At 44.4% G+C, this 18,065-nt stretch carries 16 protein-coding genes; 3 read left to right on the top strand and 13 right to left on the bottom strand.

Translation table 11 applies throughout. From position 1 onward, the window contains the following. Positions 1 to 8: 8 nt before the first annotated feature. The 3 genes from B5D40_RS07240 to B5D40_RS07230 are packed head-to-tail and all read left to right on the top strand — an operon-like array spanning position 9 to position 2,805. Entirely contained in the window at positions 9 to 824 is an 816-nt protein-coding gene (locus tag B5D40_RS07240; protein WP_073306193.1) for a hypothetical protein, read from the top strand. 7 nt (positions 825 to 831) lie between these two features. Beyond that, entirely contained in the window at positions 832 to 2,109 is a 1,278-nt protein-coding gene (locus B5D40_RS07235; protein WP_078776375.1) for a peptidylprolyl isomerase, read from the top strand. Positions 2,110 to 2,115: 6 nt separating this feature from the next. Continuing rightward, positions 2,116 to 2,805: a cell division ATP-binding protein FtsE gene (locus B5D40_RS07230; RefSeq protein ID WP_073306195.1), complete on the top strand. Its 690-nt coding sequence runs from the start codon at positions 2,116 to 2,118 to the stop codon at positions 2,803 to 2,805. A gap of 213 nt (positions 2,806 to 3,018) precedes the next feature. Here the strand turns inward: B5D40_RS07230 and B5D40_RS07225 are convergent, their stop codons facing one another. The 13 genes from B5D40_RS07225 to B5D40_RS07160 form a co-directional block, all read right to left on the bottom strand. Next, a complete protein-coding gene (locus B5D40_RS07225) occupies positions 3,019 to 3,414 on the bottom strand; it encodes a hypothetical protein (protein WP_073306196.1) in 396 nt (131 codons plus the stop codon). Further along, on the bottom strand, positions 3,411 to 4,421 hold the full coding sequence (gene tsaD / locus B5D40_RS07220; RefSeq protein ID WP_078776374.1) for a tRNA (adenosine(37)-N6)-threonylcarbamoyltransferase complex transferase subunit TsaD: 1,011 nt from the start codon (positions 4,419 to 4,421) through the stop codon (positions 3,411 to 3,413). The genes B5D40_RS07225 and tsaD overlap by 4 nt, the downstream gene beginning before the upstream one ends. Then, entirely contained in the window at positions 4,418 to 5,413 is a 996-nt protein-coding gene (locus B5D40_RS07215) for a CdaR family protein (RefSeq protein ID WP_078776373.1), read from the bottom strand. The genes tsaD and B5D40_RS07215 overlap by 4 nt, the downstream gene beginning before the upstream one ends. A 293-nt stretch (positions 5,414 to 5,706) precedes the next feature. Continuing rightward, a complete protein-coding gene (locus B5D40_RS07210; protein ID WP_078776372.1) occupies positions 5,707 to 6,327 on the bottom strand; it encodes a DUF4417 domain-containing protein in 621 nt (206 codons plus the stop codon). A 75-nt stretch (positions 6,328 to 6,402) separates the two neighbouring features. Then, positions 6,403 to 6,768, bottom strand: coding sequence for a hypothetical protein (locus tag B5D40_RS07205; protein ID WP_078776371.1), 366 nt, complete (start codon positions 6,766 to 6,768; stop codon positions 6,403 to 6,405). Continuing rightward, positions 6,768 to 7,112: an EndoU domain-containing protein gene (locus B5D40_RS07200; protein WP_078776370.1), complete on the bottom strand. Its 345-nt coding sequence runs from the start codon at positions 7,110 to 7,112 to the stop codon at positions 6,768 to 6,770. The genes B5D40_RS07205 and B5D40_RS07200 overlap by 1 nt, the downstream gene beginning before the upstream one ends. A 72-nt stretch (positions 7,113 to 7,184) precedes the next feature. Then, positions 7,185 to 7,550, bottom strand: coding sequence for a hypothetical protein (locus tag B5D40_RS07195; protein ID WP_073306202.1), 366 nt, complete (start codon positions 7,548 to 7,550; stop codon positions 7,185 to 7,187). Beyond that, complete coding sequence (locus B5D40_RS07190) at positions 7,550 to 8,200, bottom strand: EndoU domain-containing protein (protein WP_073306203.1); 651 nt, start codon at positions 8,198 to 8,200, stop codon at positions 7,550 to 7,552. Before B5D40_RS07190 ends, B5D40_RS07195 begins: the two co-directional genes overlap by 1 nt. Positions 8,201 to 8,692: 492 nt before the next feature. Then, the gene (locus tag B5D40_RS07180; protein ID WP_078776368.1) at positions 8,693 to 11,296 is read right to left on the bottom strand and encodes an N-6 DNA methylase; all 2,604 of its coding nucleotides are present in this window, start codon (positions 11,294 to 11,296) and stop codon (positions 8,693 to 8,695) included. 446 nt (positions 11,297 to 11,742) lie between these two features. Beyond that, positions 11,743 to 12,348: a hypothetical protein gene (locus B5D40_RS07175; RefSeq protein ID WP_078776367.1), complete on the bottom strand. Its 606-nt coding sequence runs from the start codon at positions 12,346 to 12,348 to the stop codon at positions 11,743 to 11,745. Further along, on the bottom strand, positions 12,338 to 13,090 hold the full coding sequence (locus tag B5D40_RS07170) for a hypothetical protein (protein WP_078776366.1): 753 nt from the start codon (positions 13,088 to 13,090) through the stop codon (positions 12,338 to 12,340). Before B5D40_RS07170 ends, B5D40_RS07175 begins: the two co-directional genes overlap by 11 nt. Before the next feature lie 2 nt (positions 13,091 to 13,092). Next, a complete protein-coding gene (locus B5D40_RS07165) occupies positions 13,093 to 16,641 on the bottom strand; it encodes a hypothetical protein (protein ID WP_143394544.1) in 3,549 nt (1,182 codons plus the stop codon). Between the two features lie 378 nt (positions 16,642 to 17,019). Next, positions 17,020 to 17,469 carry a hypothetical protein gene (locus tag B5D40_RS07160; RefSeq protein ID WP_073306130.1) on the bottom strand — a complete coding sequence of 150 codons (450 nt, stop codon included), beginning with the start codon at positions 17,467 to 17,469 and terminating at the stop codon, positions 17,020 to 17,022. Positions 17,470 to 18,065: the final 596 nt, after the last annotated feature.

Raw genomic sequence — 18,065 nt, 5'->3', positions numbered from 1 at the left:
TAAGGCAAATGCGTTTTTATTTTTTAATTTTGATGGCTTTGATTTTAAGCGTTTCGGCCTGTAAGGTCTCGGATGACGCTTCGGATCCGACGCTTGCGCGCGTAGAAAATTCAGAATTGAAATTGTCCGAAATGCGGAAGGATGAAACTTGGGATTCGCTTTCGCAGGATGAAAAATTTCTTCGGGTAGAAAGCTGGCTTTCGCGGGCGTCGATTTATGAACAGGCTTTGGCCGAGGGCGTCGATAAATTGCCCGAAGTACAGAATTTGCTAGAAGATGCGAAAAAGAAAATCGTTTTGGATGCGTTTTTTGCAAGGGCAGTAGATACGATTTCGCTGACGACAGCGGAGGCCATCGATTTTTACGAGCAAAATCCGGAATATTTTCTGCTGGATTCCAGCATTTACAATTTGGCAGTGGTCACTTATGCGAGCGGACAGACCGCGTGGCAGTATTATGGTCCCGCGTCCCGTAAGACGATTGCAGAGGCTCCTCATAAAAATTGGCTTTTGCGGGATGTGGAAATTTTTGATTCCACCAAGACTTTGCCATTGGATTGCCCGCGGGTTGATTTGGAAACTTTATCCGTAGGTAAAATTACTCCGCCGAAGACCTGCGGCAAAAATTTGAAGAGCGTTATCGTTCTTTCTAAAATCGCATCGGGAAGCGTTCGTCCGTTTGCGGATGTCGCGGAACTGGCGCAGACGCTTGCCGCCAATGAAAAAAGAAAAAAGAGCATTGCTTCTTTGAAAAATGAAATCAAAAAGCGGCAGGCTATTTTTGTGTATCCGGAAGAAATCGCCAAAACCGTTTCGGAGGATTGAGGCTTTTATGAAATTCAAGTGGATTGTACCTTTCTTTTTGTGTGCGACAGCATTTGCCGCGCCGGAACTTTTCGAATCGATTGCGGCCATTGTCGATGGAAAGCCGATTATGCGTTCCGAAGTCATGGGGAATTTGTACCAGTTTCAGAATTCGGCTGAAGCGGCTGGGCTTTCTGAAAAAGAACAGGTCGCTTTTGTGATAGACAGGCTGATAGATGACAAGGTCTTGCTTTCTCGCGTGGACAGGGATTCCATCCAGATTTCCGACGACGAAGTGGAAATGCGGGTAACGCAGCATTTGCAAAATCTGGCCGCTCGCCAAAATATCAGCATGGCTGTTTTGGAGCGGGCGATCCGTGCGCAGCTTGGTATGAGTATGGCTCAATACCGTGAAAATTTGGCGAAACAAGTTCGGGAACAAATGACCATCGGGCGCATTCGGCAGCGCTACGTCGGTGGAATCAAGCCGACCCGAAAAGAGGTTGCCGCTTTTTACGAGCAATATAAGGATTCCATCCCGCGCCAATACAACTGCATGAAACTTGCGCATATCGCTTTGAAAATTCACCCGGATTCGGCGGTTGTGGATTCTGTTCGTCGTTTTGCGGAATTGCTAATCGATTCGCTGGATCATGGAATGAACTGGGAAATTTTGGCCAAAGCGCATTCGCAGGATTCGAGTGCGAACAAGGGCGGCGACATCGGGTATTTTCAAAAGGGACTTTTGGATCCGGCTTATGAGCGTGCTGTAAAATTGGTGGATAACGGAGCTTACACGCCTCAGCCGGTTTTGACGGAACGGGGCTGGAATATCATCCGCGTTATCGGGCGCAAGGAAGACGGTATTCGGACGGCGATGATTCTTTTGCAGATGATTCCGACGGCGGCGGATTCCGCTCGAGTTTTGCAGCTTGCTGATTCGCTCCGGACTGCGCTTTCTTCAGATTCGCTTTTTGAAGAAGCTGCAAAAAAAATCAGCTCGGACAAGGTGACGAATTTTAACGGCGGGAGTCTGGGCTGGGTGGAAAAAATAGAAGTGGATTCGACTTTCCAACCGATTGTTTCGGAATTGTCTGTCGGAGAAGTCTCTGAACCTTTTTTGGCAGGGGACGGTTATCATCTGCTTCGCTTGGAAGATATGAAACAGGTTCGCGATTATACGTTGGAAGATGACTTTATGAAAGTGGAAACCTTCGCCATCAATTATATGGAAGACCAGAAATTGCGAGAGCTGATTAAAAAATGGCGAGAGGAAGTGCATATTGAAATCCGCATGAAGGAATGATTTTCGATGATTCGATTTTTGCACGTCACCAAAACCTATGAAGACAATTGGAAAGCTCTTTCCGATGTGACGTTTCGCATTCATCAGGGTGAATTCGTTTTTTTGACGGGGCATAGCGGAGCGGGAAAATCGACTTTATTGAAATTGATTTATATGGACGAGCGTCCCGATGATTTTCACGGCGGCGAGGTAATGCTGCAATTTACAAAGGAGCTGGTATTCGATTCCAAAACGGCTTCGGAAAATCAGGTTCAGGAATTGCGGCGTCACATGGGGATTATTTTTCAGGATTTTAAACTGCTTCCGGATCGCAATGTTTTTGAAAATGTGGCGCTGGCGCTTCGCATTACGGGAACGCCGACGAAACTTTTGAACGCTAAAGTTTTTGACGCGCTAGCTCTTGTGGGAATTAGTCAAAAGCGTTTAGCGATGCCTTATACGTTGTCCGGTGGCGAACAGCAGCGGGTCGCCATTGCCCGAGCTATGGTGCACAATCCGTATTTGATTTTGGCGGATGAACCGACGGGAAATCTGGATCCGGAAAATGCGAACGAGGTTTTTAAAATTTTTAAAGAAATCAACGCTCGCGGAACGACGGTTCTGATGGCTACGCACAATCCGGATTTTTATATGAACAGTCCGTTCCGGAGACTGACATTGAGCCATGGGATTCTGCAAAATCGCGATATTCTTTAACGGCGATTTCTAAAAATTCATTTTCAAAAATCGGTGGCGACGCATTGCTCTACATTGTCACCCTGAACGTCCGCATTCGCGTTATTGCGATCGACCGCTCCTCGCAATAACGGAATTCAGTTCCTTCCTCGCAACGAAATATTATTCACTCCCTACTTCAAACCCCCAACTCCCAACTTCTTCACCAAAGCCATTTTCAGAGAATCCGCTAGGTTATTCGTTCTCTTCGTCTTCTTTGGCTTTTTGAATTTCGCTGGGGAAAATACGGAAGTATTCGCGTTTTTTATCTTCAAAAAGTTGCAGCATCCGTTCTTGCTCAAATTGCTCGCGGTCGATATTTTGCATATAATATTCGTTGTTCCGAAATTCATGCTTTGTGAGCAATTCCTTGACTTCGGCAGAAAGATCGATATCGTCCCAAAGAATGTACATGGAGCCGACGGCGCCTTCGCCAAAAATGCTGACATCAAATTGGATGGAATGCGAGTTTGTGGAATCGATGTTGGAAATTTGTGCCGCTCTTTGCGGTTTGAAAACGAGAGGATTTTCCGCAGCAAAAGCCGTAGAAAGAATCAGGAATAAGGCGAAAAGGAGGACTGCTTTTTTCATAAGGCGAGTGGAAGCCAAGGTTTGACTTCGGTGGAGGTTTCGGAAAGCATTCCGGCTCGGGCCCGGCGAATGGCGGCGGCGGCGATCATCGCTCCGTTGTCCGTGCTGTTGTACAGTGTGGGGAATGCTAAACGGATGCGGTGATTTTCGCAATATCTTTTCAAGCGTTCTCGTAAAAGGCCGTTGGCAGAAACTCCGCCGCCTACAATCAGGGTTTTCATTCCGGTTTTTTTGAGTGCCCAGATGGTTTTGGAAACGAGAATATCGACAATGGCGTCTTCTATGGAAGCGGCGATATCGCCCAGATTATTTTGTATAAATTCGGGCGAGTGAGATTCGACATAACGCCGAACGGCGGTTTTCAATCCGCTGAACGAAAACTCTCCATTGTCTTCGTTCTTCAAGGCGCGCGGGAAAATGTGGAACTTTCGATTTTTTCCCACGGCCAGTTTTCCGATGGCGGCTCCCGCTGGATATTGCAATCCGATGAGGATTCCGCTTTTATCAAACGCTTCTCCTGCGGCGTCATCCCTTGTTCTTCCAAGCAGGGTGTATTGGAATCCGGGTTCTTCCAAAACCAATTCCGTGTGCCCGCCGGAAACGGTCAGAGTCAGGTAGGGCGGTTTCAAATCCGGTTCGGTAAGCCATGCCGCAGACAGATGTCCTTCCAGATGGTTGATTCCGTAAGCGGGAATTTTCAAATCCCTAGACAATCCCCGAGCAAAACTCGCTCCGACCAGAAGCGGTCCCATCAGTCCGGGTCCGCGTGTAAAGGCGATGGCGTCGATATCCGAAAGGGAAATTTTGGCTTGGGAAATGGCTTCTTGACAAATGACGGTGATTTTTTCGAGATGGGCGCGGGCGGCGACTTCAGGAACGACTCCTCCGTAAAGGGCGTGTTCTTGAATCTGGCTGTAAAGCGGGTTGGAAAGGATTTCTAGCGGATCGTCGCGCAAAATCGCACAGGCTGTTTCGTCACAGCTGGATTCGATGCCTAGCCAAATCATTTTCTGTTTTCTCCATTTTTGTGCGCAGAGGAATCGCCGAGTGCAGTTGTTTCAATTGGTGCCGCAGAAACGTTTTTCTTTTTGAGATAGAATTTTTCGGGATGCATCTGGAAACTTTTGATTTCTTTGTCGATTCGGACGGTCGGCGTCAGGCTGTCGGTATCTTCGATGGCAAACCGGTTAAATTCGATAAGCAGCAGAATGTCTTTTTTTTCCATTTGGGAAAGAATGCCGACGCCTCCGGAAACTTCCACGGTGGCGTTGGCGGGTTGGAGTTCGTAAAGCGAGTGGTCGTATTGGCCGATAAGCCGGACGGGAATGTTATTAAAAGACTTCCTGTCCAGTTGCTGAATGGAAACCGGAATGCGGGCGATGCTGTCGCTGGGGAGAACGTAAGGCGGAAATTTGGAAAAGTCCAAGGGCACGGAAAATTCGGCGTTGGAATCCAGATTGGACTGGATGATTTCTTCCGTCTGGATTTCAAAAAGTCGAGTCAGAGCTTCGCGGGCTCCCGAGATGGTGATGGTGTCGGGCTCTGGCGTGGGCGTTCCGATAATGGTGTAGCCTTCTTTGGGACTGAACGAGCCTTTGAGGTGAACCGGAATGGTTCGGGATATGCGCGTGTCGATTTCTAGTTCCAGTGCGGCAATCTGGTTTGCGGTTTCGAATTTGACATGCGGAAAATCCGGGGCAAAAAAATTGTCTTCCGAAAGGATGACGCGTTCTAACCCGAGTTCCGCATCGTGCAAATCGACAACGATACGGGCGGCGTTTTCGTGTGCGCTTTTCAACCGGATTAAATCGATGGTTTTTCCGCTCACGGAAATGGTGATTTGCTGGGCGGGTCTAGAAGCAATCGCCAGATTTTCCGGAAGCCGGGAAAATATCAGGGGAACCTGTATGTCGATGGTCGTCGTTCGCGCGGAAACCACGTAGAACCACAGGGCAATTCCAAAAATACAGGCGACAATTTTTAATCCGATGTGTTTCATCGTTCAAAAAAATAGTTATTCGTTTCAGGGTTTTCCAAAAGAATGCATTGATTGAGATGCATTCTAATCCCCCGGGAGTTGGAATTGAAAGAACTCATCGCTTGGAATAGGCTGTTCACCATTTTCTTCGATTACGATAAAACTGCTGCACCACCAACCGGAAGAGAGAATTAACATCTTTGGGGATTGGTTTCAAGATACTTTCTGCATCTAAAATTTCACCGTAGCAATGTTTTAACGACATTTTATTTTTTCCATTTGGATTTGCGGCTAAAGGCCTGTTCTCATTAGGTTTATAATGCCCGCTGTTGAGATTTATGTGCCAGCTCGCATTGGCTGGGATAACGGACAAGGGAAACGCCCCGCTTCTCACATTCGTTCCAGATTCTTTTATCCACAGCTCCGTAAACAAGCAAGGTATGCGGGCTTTTTCTTTTTATCAATTCCATCGTTCCTGCGAATTGGACTGTTTTGTAATCGGCATGGCGCTGCGTCCCGTGATTCCCGATAAACAGCGTTGAATTTTCGGGAATATCGTGAAAACAGAACGGATAGGATTTTTCATCGCCGAAGCGCACATTGATTATATATGGGATTCCGTTTGCGGCAAACACTTCTCGGCTGTGTTTGTTCAACTTGTCGGCATCTTTTTGAACATCCAACGGATCACACCAACCGATGCTTCTGTCGAGAGTGAGGGAACCCGAGAACTTTTTGATGTGATGGATGTAAGGCGAGAGTCCTTCCGTATAAGCCTTGCTGAGTTCCTCTTTTTCGTAGTAGTGGAGCCACGCACCGTAATTCGGATAATTCAAGGACATGGAAAAAGATTGTACCCGCTTGGGAATTTCTCTTTCATTAAAACCCTTGCCCCTGTACAGAATTTCAAATGGACTTGAATATTTTTCGTTCATCTTTCCTCAATGAGAAACGCATAAGCTGCGGCACTTGAATGAGAACCGCAATTTGCAATGTGACTCGGAAACATCCTAGATTTCGCCCCGGGCTTTCTGTTCCCGGAACTTGTCGCGGGCGGCAATCCATTCGTCAATCAAACGGCGAAGCTCCTGCGTATTGACCGTGATTTCCGACGGTTCGCCCTCGTTCGCGAAGTTGTCGACGATTAGGGTTTCCTTGGACCCGATGTTCCAGTAGCATTCGTTACCGGAACATTCAACATGTCTTTTCTTCTTGGAAAGGACTTGCTCGATTTGATCCTTGATTGTTTTGTAAAAATTGACAACTTCTCCAGTAAAGAAGTTCGTAAGGATTCCCGTTTCTTCTTCAAACGAGAAATACAGAAAATCTTTCTTCCCTTCAAATTCAAGGTACTTAACTGTGTAACTATAATTCATTAGTTTTCCTCCATAATCGGAAACGCACTTGAAATTTTCCCGTTTGAATTAATTCGCATTTTTATTTTCACACCTTCTTTAGAATATCCGTAAAATACTTTACCAGAAGGGTTTATCTCGCTTTTGCCCTCATACGCCTGGTTTATCGCATTCACGATATGTTGCGGCGACCAGTGCGCAGGGAAAAATGTTGACATTCCGCCCATGGTACGTTTGCGAACACCCTTGACAGTAACTTTTGACGACAAGGAAAAAGATTGAATCCGCGCAGGAATTTCTCTTTCGTCAAAATCTTTGCCTTTGTGCAAAACTCCAAATGGACTTGAATATTCTTCGTTCATCATTCCTCAATAGAAAAACATAAACCGCGGAATCTGAATGTGATGCCGCAATTTGCAATGTGATGCAGAATCCGCCTAGATTTCGCCCCGGGCTTTCTGTTCCTTGAACTTGTCGCGGGCGGCAATCCATTCGTCAATCAAACGGCGAAGCTCCTGCGTGTCAACCGTGATTTCCGAAGGGTCGCCCTCATTGGCGAAATTATCGACGATAAGGGTTTCCTGGGGACCGATGTTCCAGTAGCATTCGTTGCCGGAACACTCGACATGCTTTTTCTTTTTGGAAAGAACTTGTTCAATTTGGTCCTTGATTGTGCTACAAAAATTGATGACTTCGCCCGAAAAGAAATTCGTGAGAAGTCCTGTTTTTTCCTCAAAGGCAAAGTAATAAAATTTACTTTTATTTTCCAATTCAATACATTTAAGTTCATAATTGTAATTCATTAGATTTTCTCCTTAACTGGGTATACACTTGCCATTTTTCCATTCGGATTTATACGCATTCTAATTTGCACTCCTTCGCTGGAGTTTCCTACGAATATGTTTCCTGTAGGATCAACAGCCCTCTTGTTTTCATACGCCTGGTTTATCGCATTCACGATATGTTGTGGCGACCAGTGCGCAGGGAAAAATGTTGACATTCCACCCATGGTACGTTTGCGAACACCCTTGACGGTAACCTTTCCTTCATATACTCCTTTGCCATCCGGAGCCGACTTGGTTCCTGGAATAATTTGGCCTTCGGCATTCTGGATTACCTCGGTGTGGTAACCCGTCGCTTCCAGCCGCCTTTTCCCTTTGCCCGCCGAAGCGGACTTGACTTCGCCATTAAATATATGTTTTATCAGATTCGCTTCAAAGCGTTCTGTTTGTTCTAGGCTTTCCAAATCGCCTTTGAGGTAACGTTTGGGAGGATTGCTCGGTTCCTCCGTCCGGGAAAGTTCCGGGCGTTTCTGCGGAACATTTCCTTCTTCGGGAAGAAGCTCTGTTTGGATATACTTCTGGGGGAGTTCATGCAGCAAATGTTGATGCTCCTTGGGAAGTTCTGGCGGTTTGTAAGCAACCCCTGGTTGCGTTGCGGCTTTTAGGCCCATAATATTTTTCCCTTGCCTCGCGGCTGAAAAATGTTTGGATTATTTTTTGATAACAATCCTTAACCTGCCGGACGGTTCGCCCGACAACAGATTGGAACTAGATGTCATTCGCTCTATGGTCTTATACTGGACTCCTTTGGTCTGCGACCGATTGAGGTTCCATTCTTATTTAGCGGCCTTATTTGCAAATCTCCTGAAAAAGTTTTCGCTTTCCATTTTTAAAGTAGGGAAAACACAAAAAAGGCGTGGTGTCGAATGTGCTTACCTATCCTGAGGGCTACCACACCCTTTTACACAATAAGCACAAACGACCCACGCCCTAAATGGCGAGCGAAGATTCATTTGATTCTTGTGTAAAATCCTTGAAAGTGGTAGTTTCAGGGTAGGGAAACAAGAATCTTTTCAGTCTATGTCAAAATCGGATTACTTGACGGTTTTATATTCCTTCAGATGATGGGAGTTGTTTTCCATTTCAAGAATGTCTTCGTTGCTTTATTGCTGTTTTAGCCAACGAATGACTTTTTGAGCAACAAGTTTCTTTTGGGCAGAAATGAAGTTTTCCATAAAATCATAGTCGATTTCTCCGTTGGGTTTAGCAGGTAAAATCACATTCATTTGTTTTGCAATGACTCTGGTAAATTTGAGTCCATAGTTAAACTTTCCAAAAGCACATTTTCTAAAACACGAAACAAAGTAAAGCAAACTATTTTCACGCCATTTGTTGGAATAGGGATACAAACCTTGAACATGAGGATATCCAACAAAAGCTTTTGGTTGATAAAAAATGGAATCCGATGTTGTCGTGTCGCTAAATACGATTTTATTTCCTGTTTCTGTGGCTTTGAGATGACTCCATCCACCAATTCCATTATCTACAGAGGAATTGGCGACAACAGGTATTTTTCCTTCAGCATGAAATAAATCTTTATTTGTTGCTTTATATGCTTTTGTCGGATGAATGTCAAATAAATCGCCTATTGTGAATTTTTCAAAAGCAACGTCTTTTCCATTTATGCAATCTTTTTCTTCCTTCGTCAGTTCGCAATCGTCTAGCCCAATACTATTTTCTCTCAGGCAGTCGTCTCCATTCTTAATCAAGTCGCCGATTAGCCAAGCCATGTATTCCTGGACAACTTTTTTGAAGTCATCCTCGGTTGGCTTTATATCGATTTTCTTGTGCTGGCTATAGGTCCAGTCGTTGCCTTCCAATGAAATGTAATCTTCAATGTAACAGTCCTTGTAATAATTCAAATTCTTTTCGTCTTTGCCTTTGCCGCGAACCACAAGGTTTACAATTTCGTCGTAGCGTTCCTTGGCGTTGTCCACATCTTTTAGATTGACGCATTGGCTTGATTTTTTGCGATTTTGCCGAGCGTATCCGTCATTTGAAAAATCGATGAACTTTACGAGTTTTTCGGTATCGTGGGGAACGCCCACATCGAACACATAGATGGCCGTTTGGACGCTCGATTTCCCGATGAACAAATCCGTGCTCATGTGTATGGAGGCCACAAGTGTATTGCGCTCCAAAATTCGCCGGGTGAATCCTTCGCCTTGCGAACTTCCGGCGTTTTCTTGAATCAGTACAGCGGCTTTGCCCCCGCTCATTTGAGAAAGCGCCTTCTCCACAAAAATCATTCCCTTGCCGGGCGCCGAATAGGGAGGATTCAGCAAGAATACATTGGCCGGGAATTTTTCGTCGCGAAGTTTCCCTTGCTGGTATTTTCCATCGAATTGCGTTAGAGAGTTGCCATTAATAATATTCGAAGAGCCGTCGCCCATCAAAATCATATTCAATACGGCAAGAATGTATATTTCGGGAAGTTTTTCAATACCGAGCAACTGTTCCGCCTTGATTTTTGCCATTTTAGAGCGCAGTTCGTCGGGACTCTTGATTTTACGCGTTGCATCGGCAATCATCAAATGCATCGCCGAAATCAGAAAGCCCGCCGATCCCGTTGCGTAATCCCAAACATAGCTGTCCTTATTGACGGATGCCAATCTCGCCATGACTTCCGTTACGTATCTTGGAGTCAAAACGACATCGTTTTCGGCACCGTCGGGGACATCGACCCAATCATTAAGGACATTGAAAAGTCTTCCTGTAAAATCGATATTGTGCAATTCGGAAGAGAGGTAGGGCAGAATATCGTTGTGGACGATGGTGTAAACTTTTCGGAGTTTGCTTTCTCCGTTTTGGGGAGTATAGAGGTCTTGGTTTTTGAAGACGTTTGACACTTCGTTCATGATAACTTCCCGTTTTTCTTCGGGCAGTTTTTTCTCTCGTAAAAAGTCTTCTATTTTATCTACAATCTTTTGTCCGTCGTTGGATTTTTTCCCTGTTTCACCTTTCAATTCCTCGACTTTCAATCCGTCGGAAACTTCTTCTACACCGAGTCCTGCCATAATCAACCCGACAATGAGCATCACTCTGGATTTAACAGCGATTCCCAAATCGTCATGCAGGGTTTGGTTCAATCGTTTCAGTTTGGATTCGATTTCATCTTCCAAGGCGAGTTTCCGGTTTTCCAGTTCTTCTGATGTCAATTGGATTTCATCAATCATCTTGAAGAAATTCTTCCAATTTTTCTTTTTCAAAAAACTCAAATCCGTGAATTTTTCAACTTCTTTGGGTATGCCCAGGTTTTCCTTCGATAGGTAATAAACGCCTATTTCAGTTTTCAGATCATCATTCTGCTTATAACCATTCACCCCAACGGCAATCGCTTCCTGATAGGTTTCGGTATAATTGAGAATGGATTTTGCATAGTGGATTGCTCCATTGACGGCGTATTTGGCAATGGCGGCATAGTCGGGTTCCCCTTTTTTGTTCGTATTGGAAACCAATCCGTTTTCATCGGTTTTTATAAAGTCCCCTTTCGTTCCCTTGCATTCCACCATGACGGGAATGTTCCTAAAGTCAACGGACACAAAACATTTGATGTCGGGAAGATTTTGACCGGATCCCCCTTTTTTGCTGGGGGCTTTCTTGAGAGCTTCGTCAATTTCGAAGTTGATGCTTTCTGTTTTGGTGAAGTATTTTTCCAATTGGTTTTTGCACCAATCTTCTACCTGTTCTTCAATACTTTTGGCCATTTGCGCTCCGCGTTAAAGGGGATAGAGAATCACCCTTATTCAAGCGATTGCGACTCAAGCCAAAATGTCGGGGCAACAAAAAAGGCGTGGAGTCGTTTCACTCGCTTATCACGACTGCGGGCTACCACACCCTTTTCTACGATAAGCAAAACGACCCACGCCCCATAGGGACGTGAGCGTTCGTCTTACTCTTGTAGAAGTTGAAAGTGGTAGTTTCAGTCGTAAGAATAAGAGACGAATCTCGAAATTTTCCGGGCGTTTAGAAATTCCCGCTGGGGGCGGAAATTCCCAAACTATGTCGGGATGAAATATAGATTATTTCAAGGAGGCGGCTGTTTTTCCTTGGAATGTCCTTTCTTGATTTCTTCTTCACTCGGCCAGATTCAAAATGGCAGGCCCCGGCTCCTGAAGACATTTCGTCAGAAATTCCCCATATAGCGCCTCATTTACCGCCAATAAGCCGTAAGCGCAATATTTAAAGTCGTACCGTCAAAGGGACAATTATGCTGCACTTTGAAAAACGAATAAAAAGAGGAGTCATTGGGAATCGTGATTTTTTCCGTTCTTTCTTGAATGGTTTGGCAGTAAGATTCTCCACGAACTTTGAGAAAACAAACTTCAGAACCTATTTCAAAATTGGTAAGGGTAACCGAATCCTGCGATGACGAAATTTCGCCCAGCCAAGGTGCCAAATCGATGTCGTAATCCTTGCGCCTACTTTTATACAAAAAGGAAAAATAGACATGTCCATCCGTCACAGGGAGATTCCAAGAAGACAACGTATCCGCACCGTCGATAAATTTACCTGATCTATAAAGAAGGGTGTCTTTTCCAGCGATGAAGTACGAATATGGATCGTAATAGCGATTTTGAAAAGGCCCTCTTCCAATGAACACGCTAGAGCGGCATGACATATCCCGTTCGCAATGAACGGCAAGACGCACGTCGAAAAGGTGTTCCTGCTCATTGGGATCAGGGGAATCAGGCAGTTCCAGCAAATCGGAGCAACCGAAAAATATCAGGCAGAAAAGACAAAGAATTCTAAAACACATTGGAGTATTTCCATTTAAAAGTAAAGAAATCCCCTTCCGTGTTGTTTTCTTCATCAAAATCAAAGTGAACCTCATAAAACAAATGGGTAAAAGCGGCTACTTCCAAGGTTATGGTTTGTGAATCTTTAGAAGTTTTATATACCCAGCACATGTCATTAAACTCATCAAAATCATCAATGCCATTATAACAAGATCCGATATACAAAACGTAAAAATTCCCTTCGGGAAGGAATATGTCGATGGAATCACCACGAATTTCATAATGCATTGGACTATTGGCATAAGAAATCAAAGGGGTCAAATCCAGATTGTAAGATTTGACAGCATTTGCCGAGTCCTTCAAGGAGAATTTAAGATGCTGCGTGGAATCGATAGAGTGGAATAGCTTGACCACGAGAGAATCTATTTCGGATCCTCTGGTAGTAAACAAAGAATCTTCGCCGACCACTTTGGACTCCAAAGCATAGCGAGCACCCTTTACGTAACAACTACAACCTAAAGAATCTTCACAATTTGGGCAATTAGAAGAATTTTCCACACTTTCAACGTATTTTACAAAAACGCCAGCTTTTACCAAAGAATCATCCTGCCATTCAAATTCAAAAAGCAACGGCTTGTGCGTTCTAGTTTCTATATTTCCTGAATAGTGAAAGGGTTCCGGAGGAGGCTGATCGTCGCCTCCATAAATGCAAGAACAACTATTCAGTAACAGCAGGCAGATGAACAGTAAAATTTTAACCATGCTTACCTCAAGAGAAGAAGGGGTATTGCCGGCAAATTGGGGCTTTCATATTTGCCGTTTTGGGTCGATCCATCCAGGTTCCTGATTACATACCCTGTTCGTGAAACCGTTACGCCAGCAATATCTGTTTCCACGGAATTTTCATTTTTCGTCAATTTTCCGTCAAGAACCCAGTCCGCAGTCCATGAATGGGATGATTTCTTGATCATCATGGTTATGCCGGACGACTTTACCTCACCACTGCATTCATTTGCAGGCAGTGCCTTGCAAATTCTGAATTTTGAATTCCGAGGAGGAACGATCAGGCGTTTATTGGCGGAGGCATTTTCAAAACATTGATAATCTTTGGGGCAATTCAAAAGTGTCTTTTCAAAATTTTCATCATCGACAGCGTATGTCATTACATAGGTTGCTGCATCCTTGTCATAGAAGGAAAATGAATGGTTTAACAATTCGCCGCCCGGAAAATCGGTTCTAGCTCCGTTTTGTTTTATAGGGGCATACAAATAACTATCCGCATCTAATGGTGCTTGAGACGAGCCAAAGACTTTCAATCCGCAGCTCTTCAAAACATCCCACCCCGCTACCGGTGAGTTCCCGAGCCACTTCATCCCTGTAGAAGTAGGCCTGTCGATTACCCAGAAATTTCCACCAAAATACAAAATACTCCGATTGTTGTAAATTTCCGGCACTGACGTGGCGGCAGCAGGTTTATCGATCTTAGTTTCCGCGGTATAACCGACAGCCTTATTCGCAAAATCCTTGACTTCTCCCAAAACGGACGCCTCATTACCGCCTTCGACGCGAAATTCATGGTCAATCCCGAAAATGTTCCAATAGATTTCTACACCAGCAAGAATCGTTGATATCAAAGCACCTGGAAAGGATCCGGTAAAGTCATTAATCCTGGGCCACAGTTCAGAAAATCCAATGATCCGATTATCTTCTTGTCCATTTCCCTTATTATAGGTCAAAACATTATGGCTGTTATAGCGATGGAACGCATCGTCTTCAGCTCTGTCGCCAAAACCAGTATATCCTCTATCTTGAAGGATGAAGCCGTTCCGTGAACTGGCAAGGGTTATGGACAAATTATCCTGTTGGTCATGCGCCTGCCCGCGAGTCCACAAATTACCGCTTTCGGCTATCATCGAAAGCGTCACTGTATCGCCACTTACATTTTCAACGGAAATCAATCCTATGCCGTCCTGAAAATTACTCCAGATTTTTCCCCGAACGGGTAAAGTATTCCCGTTAGAAAGATATAAATCTTTGCTGGGAAATCCAAAAGGAAGAAGACTATTTATCTTGCCATCGACGCATTTTAGGGGGTAGGCGTTGCTCATGGCAATGTATTTCGCATCGTTCTTTATTTTCGCCCAAACCCGATAATCTGGATTGTAAGTTACACCATCGTCGATTTCTATGGGAACAAGGCCCACATTCGCTACAGGTCGAGAAAATTCGAACATATAGTCCGGAGATTTTAGAAACTTTTCCTCTATTTTAAGGGTGTCCCCTTTATTTGCATAAGCCACCTTCATCGCAGCAAGAACATACGTCAAATCATCCCAAATATACTGGGAATATCCCGTTCCTTCCGAATAGCCGCCATGGCTACCATAATGATGTTTCAAGGCGCCATTAACCATGGCAAAGTTGTTGTCTGTGCCGTAATGGATATATTCATATAAAGCAATACTTCCATAAGCCTTGATGGCCACATTGTTGAAATCAAAGAAAGGCCCAGCAAGCTCCAACCAAGAACGAATCCCATCATAAACAGATTTATAAGCGAGAAGAGAAAAATCTCGAAAATCATCTTTGTTGAGCCAAGCGAGCAGCGATACGCGAACCATCGCTTCTGAGATTTTGATAAGTTTTTCTGAATGGCTGTTCAATATGGAATGGTCTGAAACTATTTGAGGAATAAATTCAGAACAATTAAATCCATTATCAACGAAGTCTATTTTATCGGATACCATCAAATCAAGAACCGCACGACATGAACCTGTATAAGAAGTTTTTTTGATGAATTTATATAAATTAATATAATTTTGAGCTATGCCGCTAGCATAATTAAGCACCCCATAACAGGATTTTAAACCTTCAATAAACCAAGCCGCATTTTCAATCAAGCCACTATTTGTCATAAAGTAATCTTTAAAATGAAACTCTTTACCCGAAGAATCTATTACTTTGTCGGCATCCTCCCCTGAATAAGAATATGTTGCCTTTCCATAATTTGCTGTATCAAGTTTAGGGTCCATTTTCGCAAGAATGGCATCGGCCAACAATATGTCTAGATTATTTCGAGTTGTTTTCCACTTGCAAATTTCATCATCATCAGAGCAACCACTATTTTTGGAGTCTTCCAGCTTTACGAAATTAGATTTTCGTAAGTCTTTCAATACCCCAATAAGACTTGTATCATCTATGCGCATAGTTCCTTGTTCGTGCAAAACATCAAAAGGAAGAATCCCTTGTTCAATCTCCCAAGTAGGTGTTCTAGGCAAGCCAAAAATATTCTTCAACTCGCTAAAATCCAAACACAAAAGACTTTCCAGCAGGTTCCAAATCCAAGCAACACCTTCAACGGCACCACTAATCAAATTCCCTGGAATCGATAAAATATCCGCATCTACTTCTGCAACACCATTGACTATATCATCTACAACATTTGCACACGTCTCTGACAGCTGCGAACATATGATTGAAGCCGGAACCATTACCGAAACCGCAGTTTTCGCCACCTTTCGGCAAAAGGAACGGAGCCAACTAAAATGCCCAACCTTAAAATAGGCAACATTGCCAACAACACTATCTACAGGCTCTTCCATCCAACGATTTTCAGTTTCAATAAAATGCTCAATTGTTATGGAATCCGTTTCTGGATTGTAATCAAAATCAAGGGGAATGGCGAGTGTTACACTATCGCCGATATTTATATTAGCCTCAAAGTCATAAATGTTTCCACGTATTCCAAGAGCACCTAATTGGCTAATTCCTTGCGGATCAAAAGAAAGCTTTTTTACAACAGGAATCTTGCCATCCGTAAAATTACGTCTATCGAATGTCAAACTAATTTTCCCATTCGTGTACGGACTTTCCCCAAAGGAATAGAGGACATGAACGGAGTCCTCGCTCAGCTTATCTTCTACTGCAGCAACAACGCTTTCTTTTGGTGCGCCAACTTCCACCCACCATTTCAACTTGACCCTTCGATATTCAGGAAAAGCAAGTTCAAATGTTGGAGCATACCTATTCTTTTGAACAACGGCAAAAGTGGCGGTTTGTCCCGATATTTTAGCGCGTTTCCCACCCGCATAAGAGCTACCATTCAGTTCACGACCATCAACAGATTCTATTTGTACGTAAATGCGATTGTAGAACCAACTTGGGAGCTTTTCAATTTTAAAATTTCCCGAACTACCTTCAAAAAAGGTTTCCGAATTCAACTCACCCAAACTTCTATAATTTTTAATCTTGTTGGTATATATAGAATCGGAAAAATTCTTTAAGGCGACTTGAAGCGAATCTTCTCTGGACATTTCCGACTCGGATACGCAGGGGGAAAAGTTCGTCTGTGCATCAACCCACCATTGTATGGGCATCCTCTGTTGCGGATTTCCCGAATACGTAATTTTAATCTCTGTCGCAAAGGCAATTTCCCGGTAATAGGAGTCCAGAGTGTATTTGCAGTTGTTGACGACAAGATGCCCTGCCATCGGGACGGATGGCGTCGAGTTGATGCCGAGGACCACGCGGGAATACGCCCACCCCACCGGAAATCCCGTCAGGGAAAGCGTGTCCCCGTCGCTTAAATCGAGAACCGTCCGGACATTGTAGGGAACGGCATGAACCGCCGCAAAGATGGGCGGAGCAAAGAGGAAAAAGGACAACAGGAGCGAAAACAACCGGACCATAATCTATTCAAGAATGGAGAGTGCTTGAATAGGGCAATACATATAGGCGGCATTGCCCGCATTGTCCGTATTCGTGCTGCAGTTGGCATCATTTAGTCCGGCATTGGCATTGGTGACCGTAGTGGTCGCGTAATTGGGGTAGATGATTTCAACCGAGCTGCGGGTGGCATAGCCCGTTTGCGCCAGGGCCTGTATTTGATTATACACCCTGCTCGCCGATGTGACAAAGAAACGCAGCCAGTAAGTCTTGCCTCCATATTGGACGCTCTTTCCCGGATCGATAAAAAACATCCCGTTGTCGGCCTGGATTCCCATGTAGAACGAGGAAAGTTTTTCGTAGCAGGATTGAATGGGAATCCCCGAAATTTGCCCATTCCCCGAACAGCCGCCCTCGGCGTATGAAAGTGTCGCAGACAAAAACAAAATGGCTAAAACGGCGTGAAATTTTCCCATAAAAGCTCCTATTCTCTTAAGAAAGGTATAATATTTTTAAGGAAATCATATACAGCATTTCAGGATTTTGGGGAGAATATGGCATTTCATCAAAAATCTCCCACAAAATTCCCAAATTCGGCTCGTGGCATTTTACCATTCGTTGACTTTAACCGATTCCGGCCCGTGGCATTTTGCCGAATGCCGCCTTGGAGAAATTAGAGCTTAGTAGGGAGAACTTAGAGTTTAGATTTTCCGCCGCCAAAATCAACTCCCAACTCCTGCCTCTCGGCGTTTTGCCTTTTGCCGACTTTTGCCGGACGGTCAGGAGACAGTCCCTCCTTGCGAAGGAAAGGGAAAACTCCATTCCTGCGCGGGAAAGTAGCGCAAAGCGGCTGGCAATGACGGCGTTCACTTCGCACCCAACTTCCCACTTCCAACTCCCAACTCTCAGCACCTGCCTCTCGGCATTTTGCCTTTTGCCGACTTTCTCCGGATTGGAGTCGTGGCATTTTGCCGTTTTTTATGAAACATTATATAGTCCTCCCTTAAAATCCCGCCCAGCCCGCATAACTATTGGGAAAAACTGATTTCTACCCTGTGAAAATATTGCAAGG

The organism is Fibrobacter intestinalis (genome assembly GCF_900167415.1).
Classification (GTDB): Bacteria; Fibrobacterota; Fibrobacteria; order Fibrobacterales; family Fibrobacteraceae; genus Hallerella; species Hallerella intestinalis.
Note: the sequence above shows the minus strand (reverse complement) of the source record. Positions and strands in the feature narration are given on the sequence as shown.

Excerpts from the sequence above, each read along its gene's own strand:
- B5D40_RS07240 (WP_073306193.1), top strand. The coding sequence starts at position 9 with ATGCGTTTTTATTTTTTAATTTTGATGGCTTTGATTTTAAGCGTTTCG.
- B5D40_RS07235 (WP_078776375.1), top strand. The coding sequence starts at position 832 with ATGAAATTCAAGTGGATTGTACCTTTCTTTTTGTGTGCGACAGCATTT.
- B5D40_RS07230 (WP_073306195.1), top strand. The coding sequence starts at position 2,116 with ATGATTCGATTTTTGCACGTCACCAAAACCTATGAAGACAATTGGAAA.
- B5D40_RS07225 (WP_073306196.1), bottom strand. The coding sequence starts at position 3,414 with ATGAAAAAAGCAGTCCTCCTTTTCGCCTTATTCCTGATTCTTTCTACG.
- tsaD (WP_078776374.1), bottom strand. The coding sequence starts at position 4,421 with ATGATTTGGCTAGGCATCGAATCCAGCTGTGACGAAACAGCCTGTGCG.
- B5D40_RS07215 (WP_078776373.1), bottom strand. The coding sequence starts at position 5,413 with ATGAAACACATCGGATTAAAAATTGTCGCCTGTATTTTTGGAATTGCC.
- B5D40_RS07210 (WP_078776372.1), bottom strand. The coding sequence starts at position 6,327 with ATGAACGAAAAATATTCAAGTCCATTTGAAATTCTGTACAGGGGCAAG.
- B5D40_RS07205 (WP_078776371.1), bottom strand. The coding sequence starts at position 6,768 with ATGAATTATAGTTACACAGTTAAGTACCTTGAATTTGAAGGGAAGAAA.
- B5D40_RS07200 (WP_078776370.1), bottom strand. The coding sequence starts at position 7,112 with ATGATGAACGAAGAATATTCAAGTCCATTTGGAGTTTTGCACAAAGGC.
- B5D40_RS07195 (WP_073306202.1), bottom strand. The coding sequence starts at position 7,550 with ATGAATTACAATTATGAACTTAAATGTATTGAATTGGAAAATAAAAGT.
- B5D40_RS07190 (WP_073306203.1), bottom strand. The coding sequence starts at position 8,200 with ATGGGCCTAAAAGCCGCAACGCAACCAGGGGTTGCTTACAAACCGCCA.
- B5D40_RS07180 (WP_078776368.1), bottom strand. The coding sequence starts at position 11,296 with ATGGCCAAAAGTATTGAAGAACAGGTAGAAGATTGGTGCAAAAACCAA.
- B5D40_RS07175 (WP_078776367.1), bottom strand. The coding sequence starts at position 12,348 with ATGTGTTTTAGAATTCTTTGTCTTTTCTGCCTGATATTTTTCGGTTGC.
- B5D40_RS07170 (WP_078776366.1), bottom strand. The coding sequence starts at position 13,090 with ATGGTTAAAATTTTACTGTTCATCTGCCTGCTGTTACTGAATAGTTGT.
- B5D40_RS07165 (WP_143394544.1), bottom strand. The coding sequence starts at position 16,641 with ATGTCCAGAGAAGATTCGCTTCAAGTCGCCTTAAAGAATTTTTCCGAT.
- B5D40_RS07160 (WP_073306130.1), bottom strand. The coding sequence starts at position 17,469 with ATGGGAAAATTTCACGCCGTTTTAGCCATTTTGTTTTTGTCTGCGACA.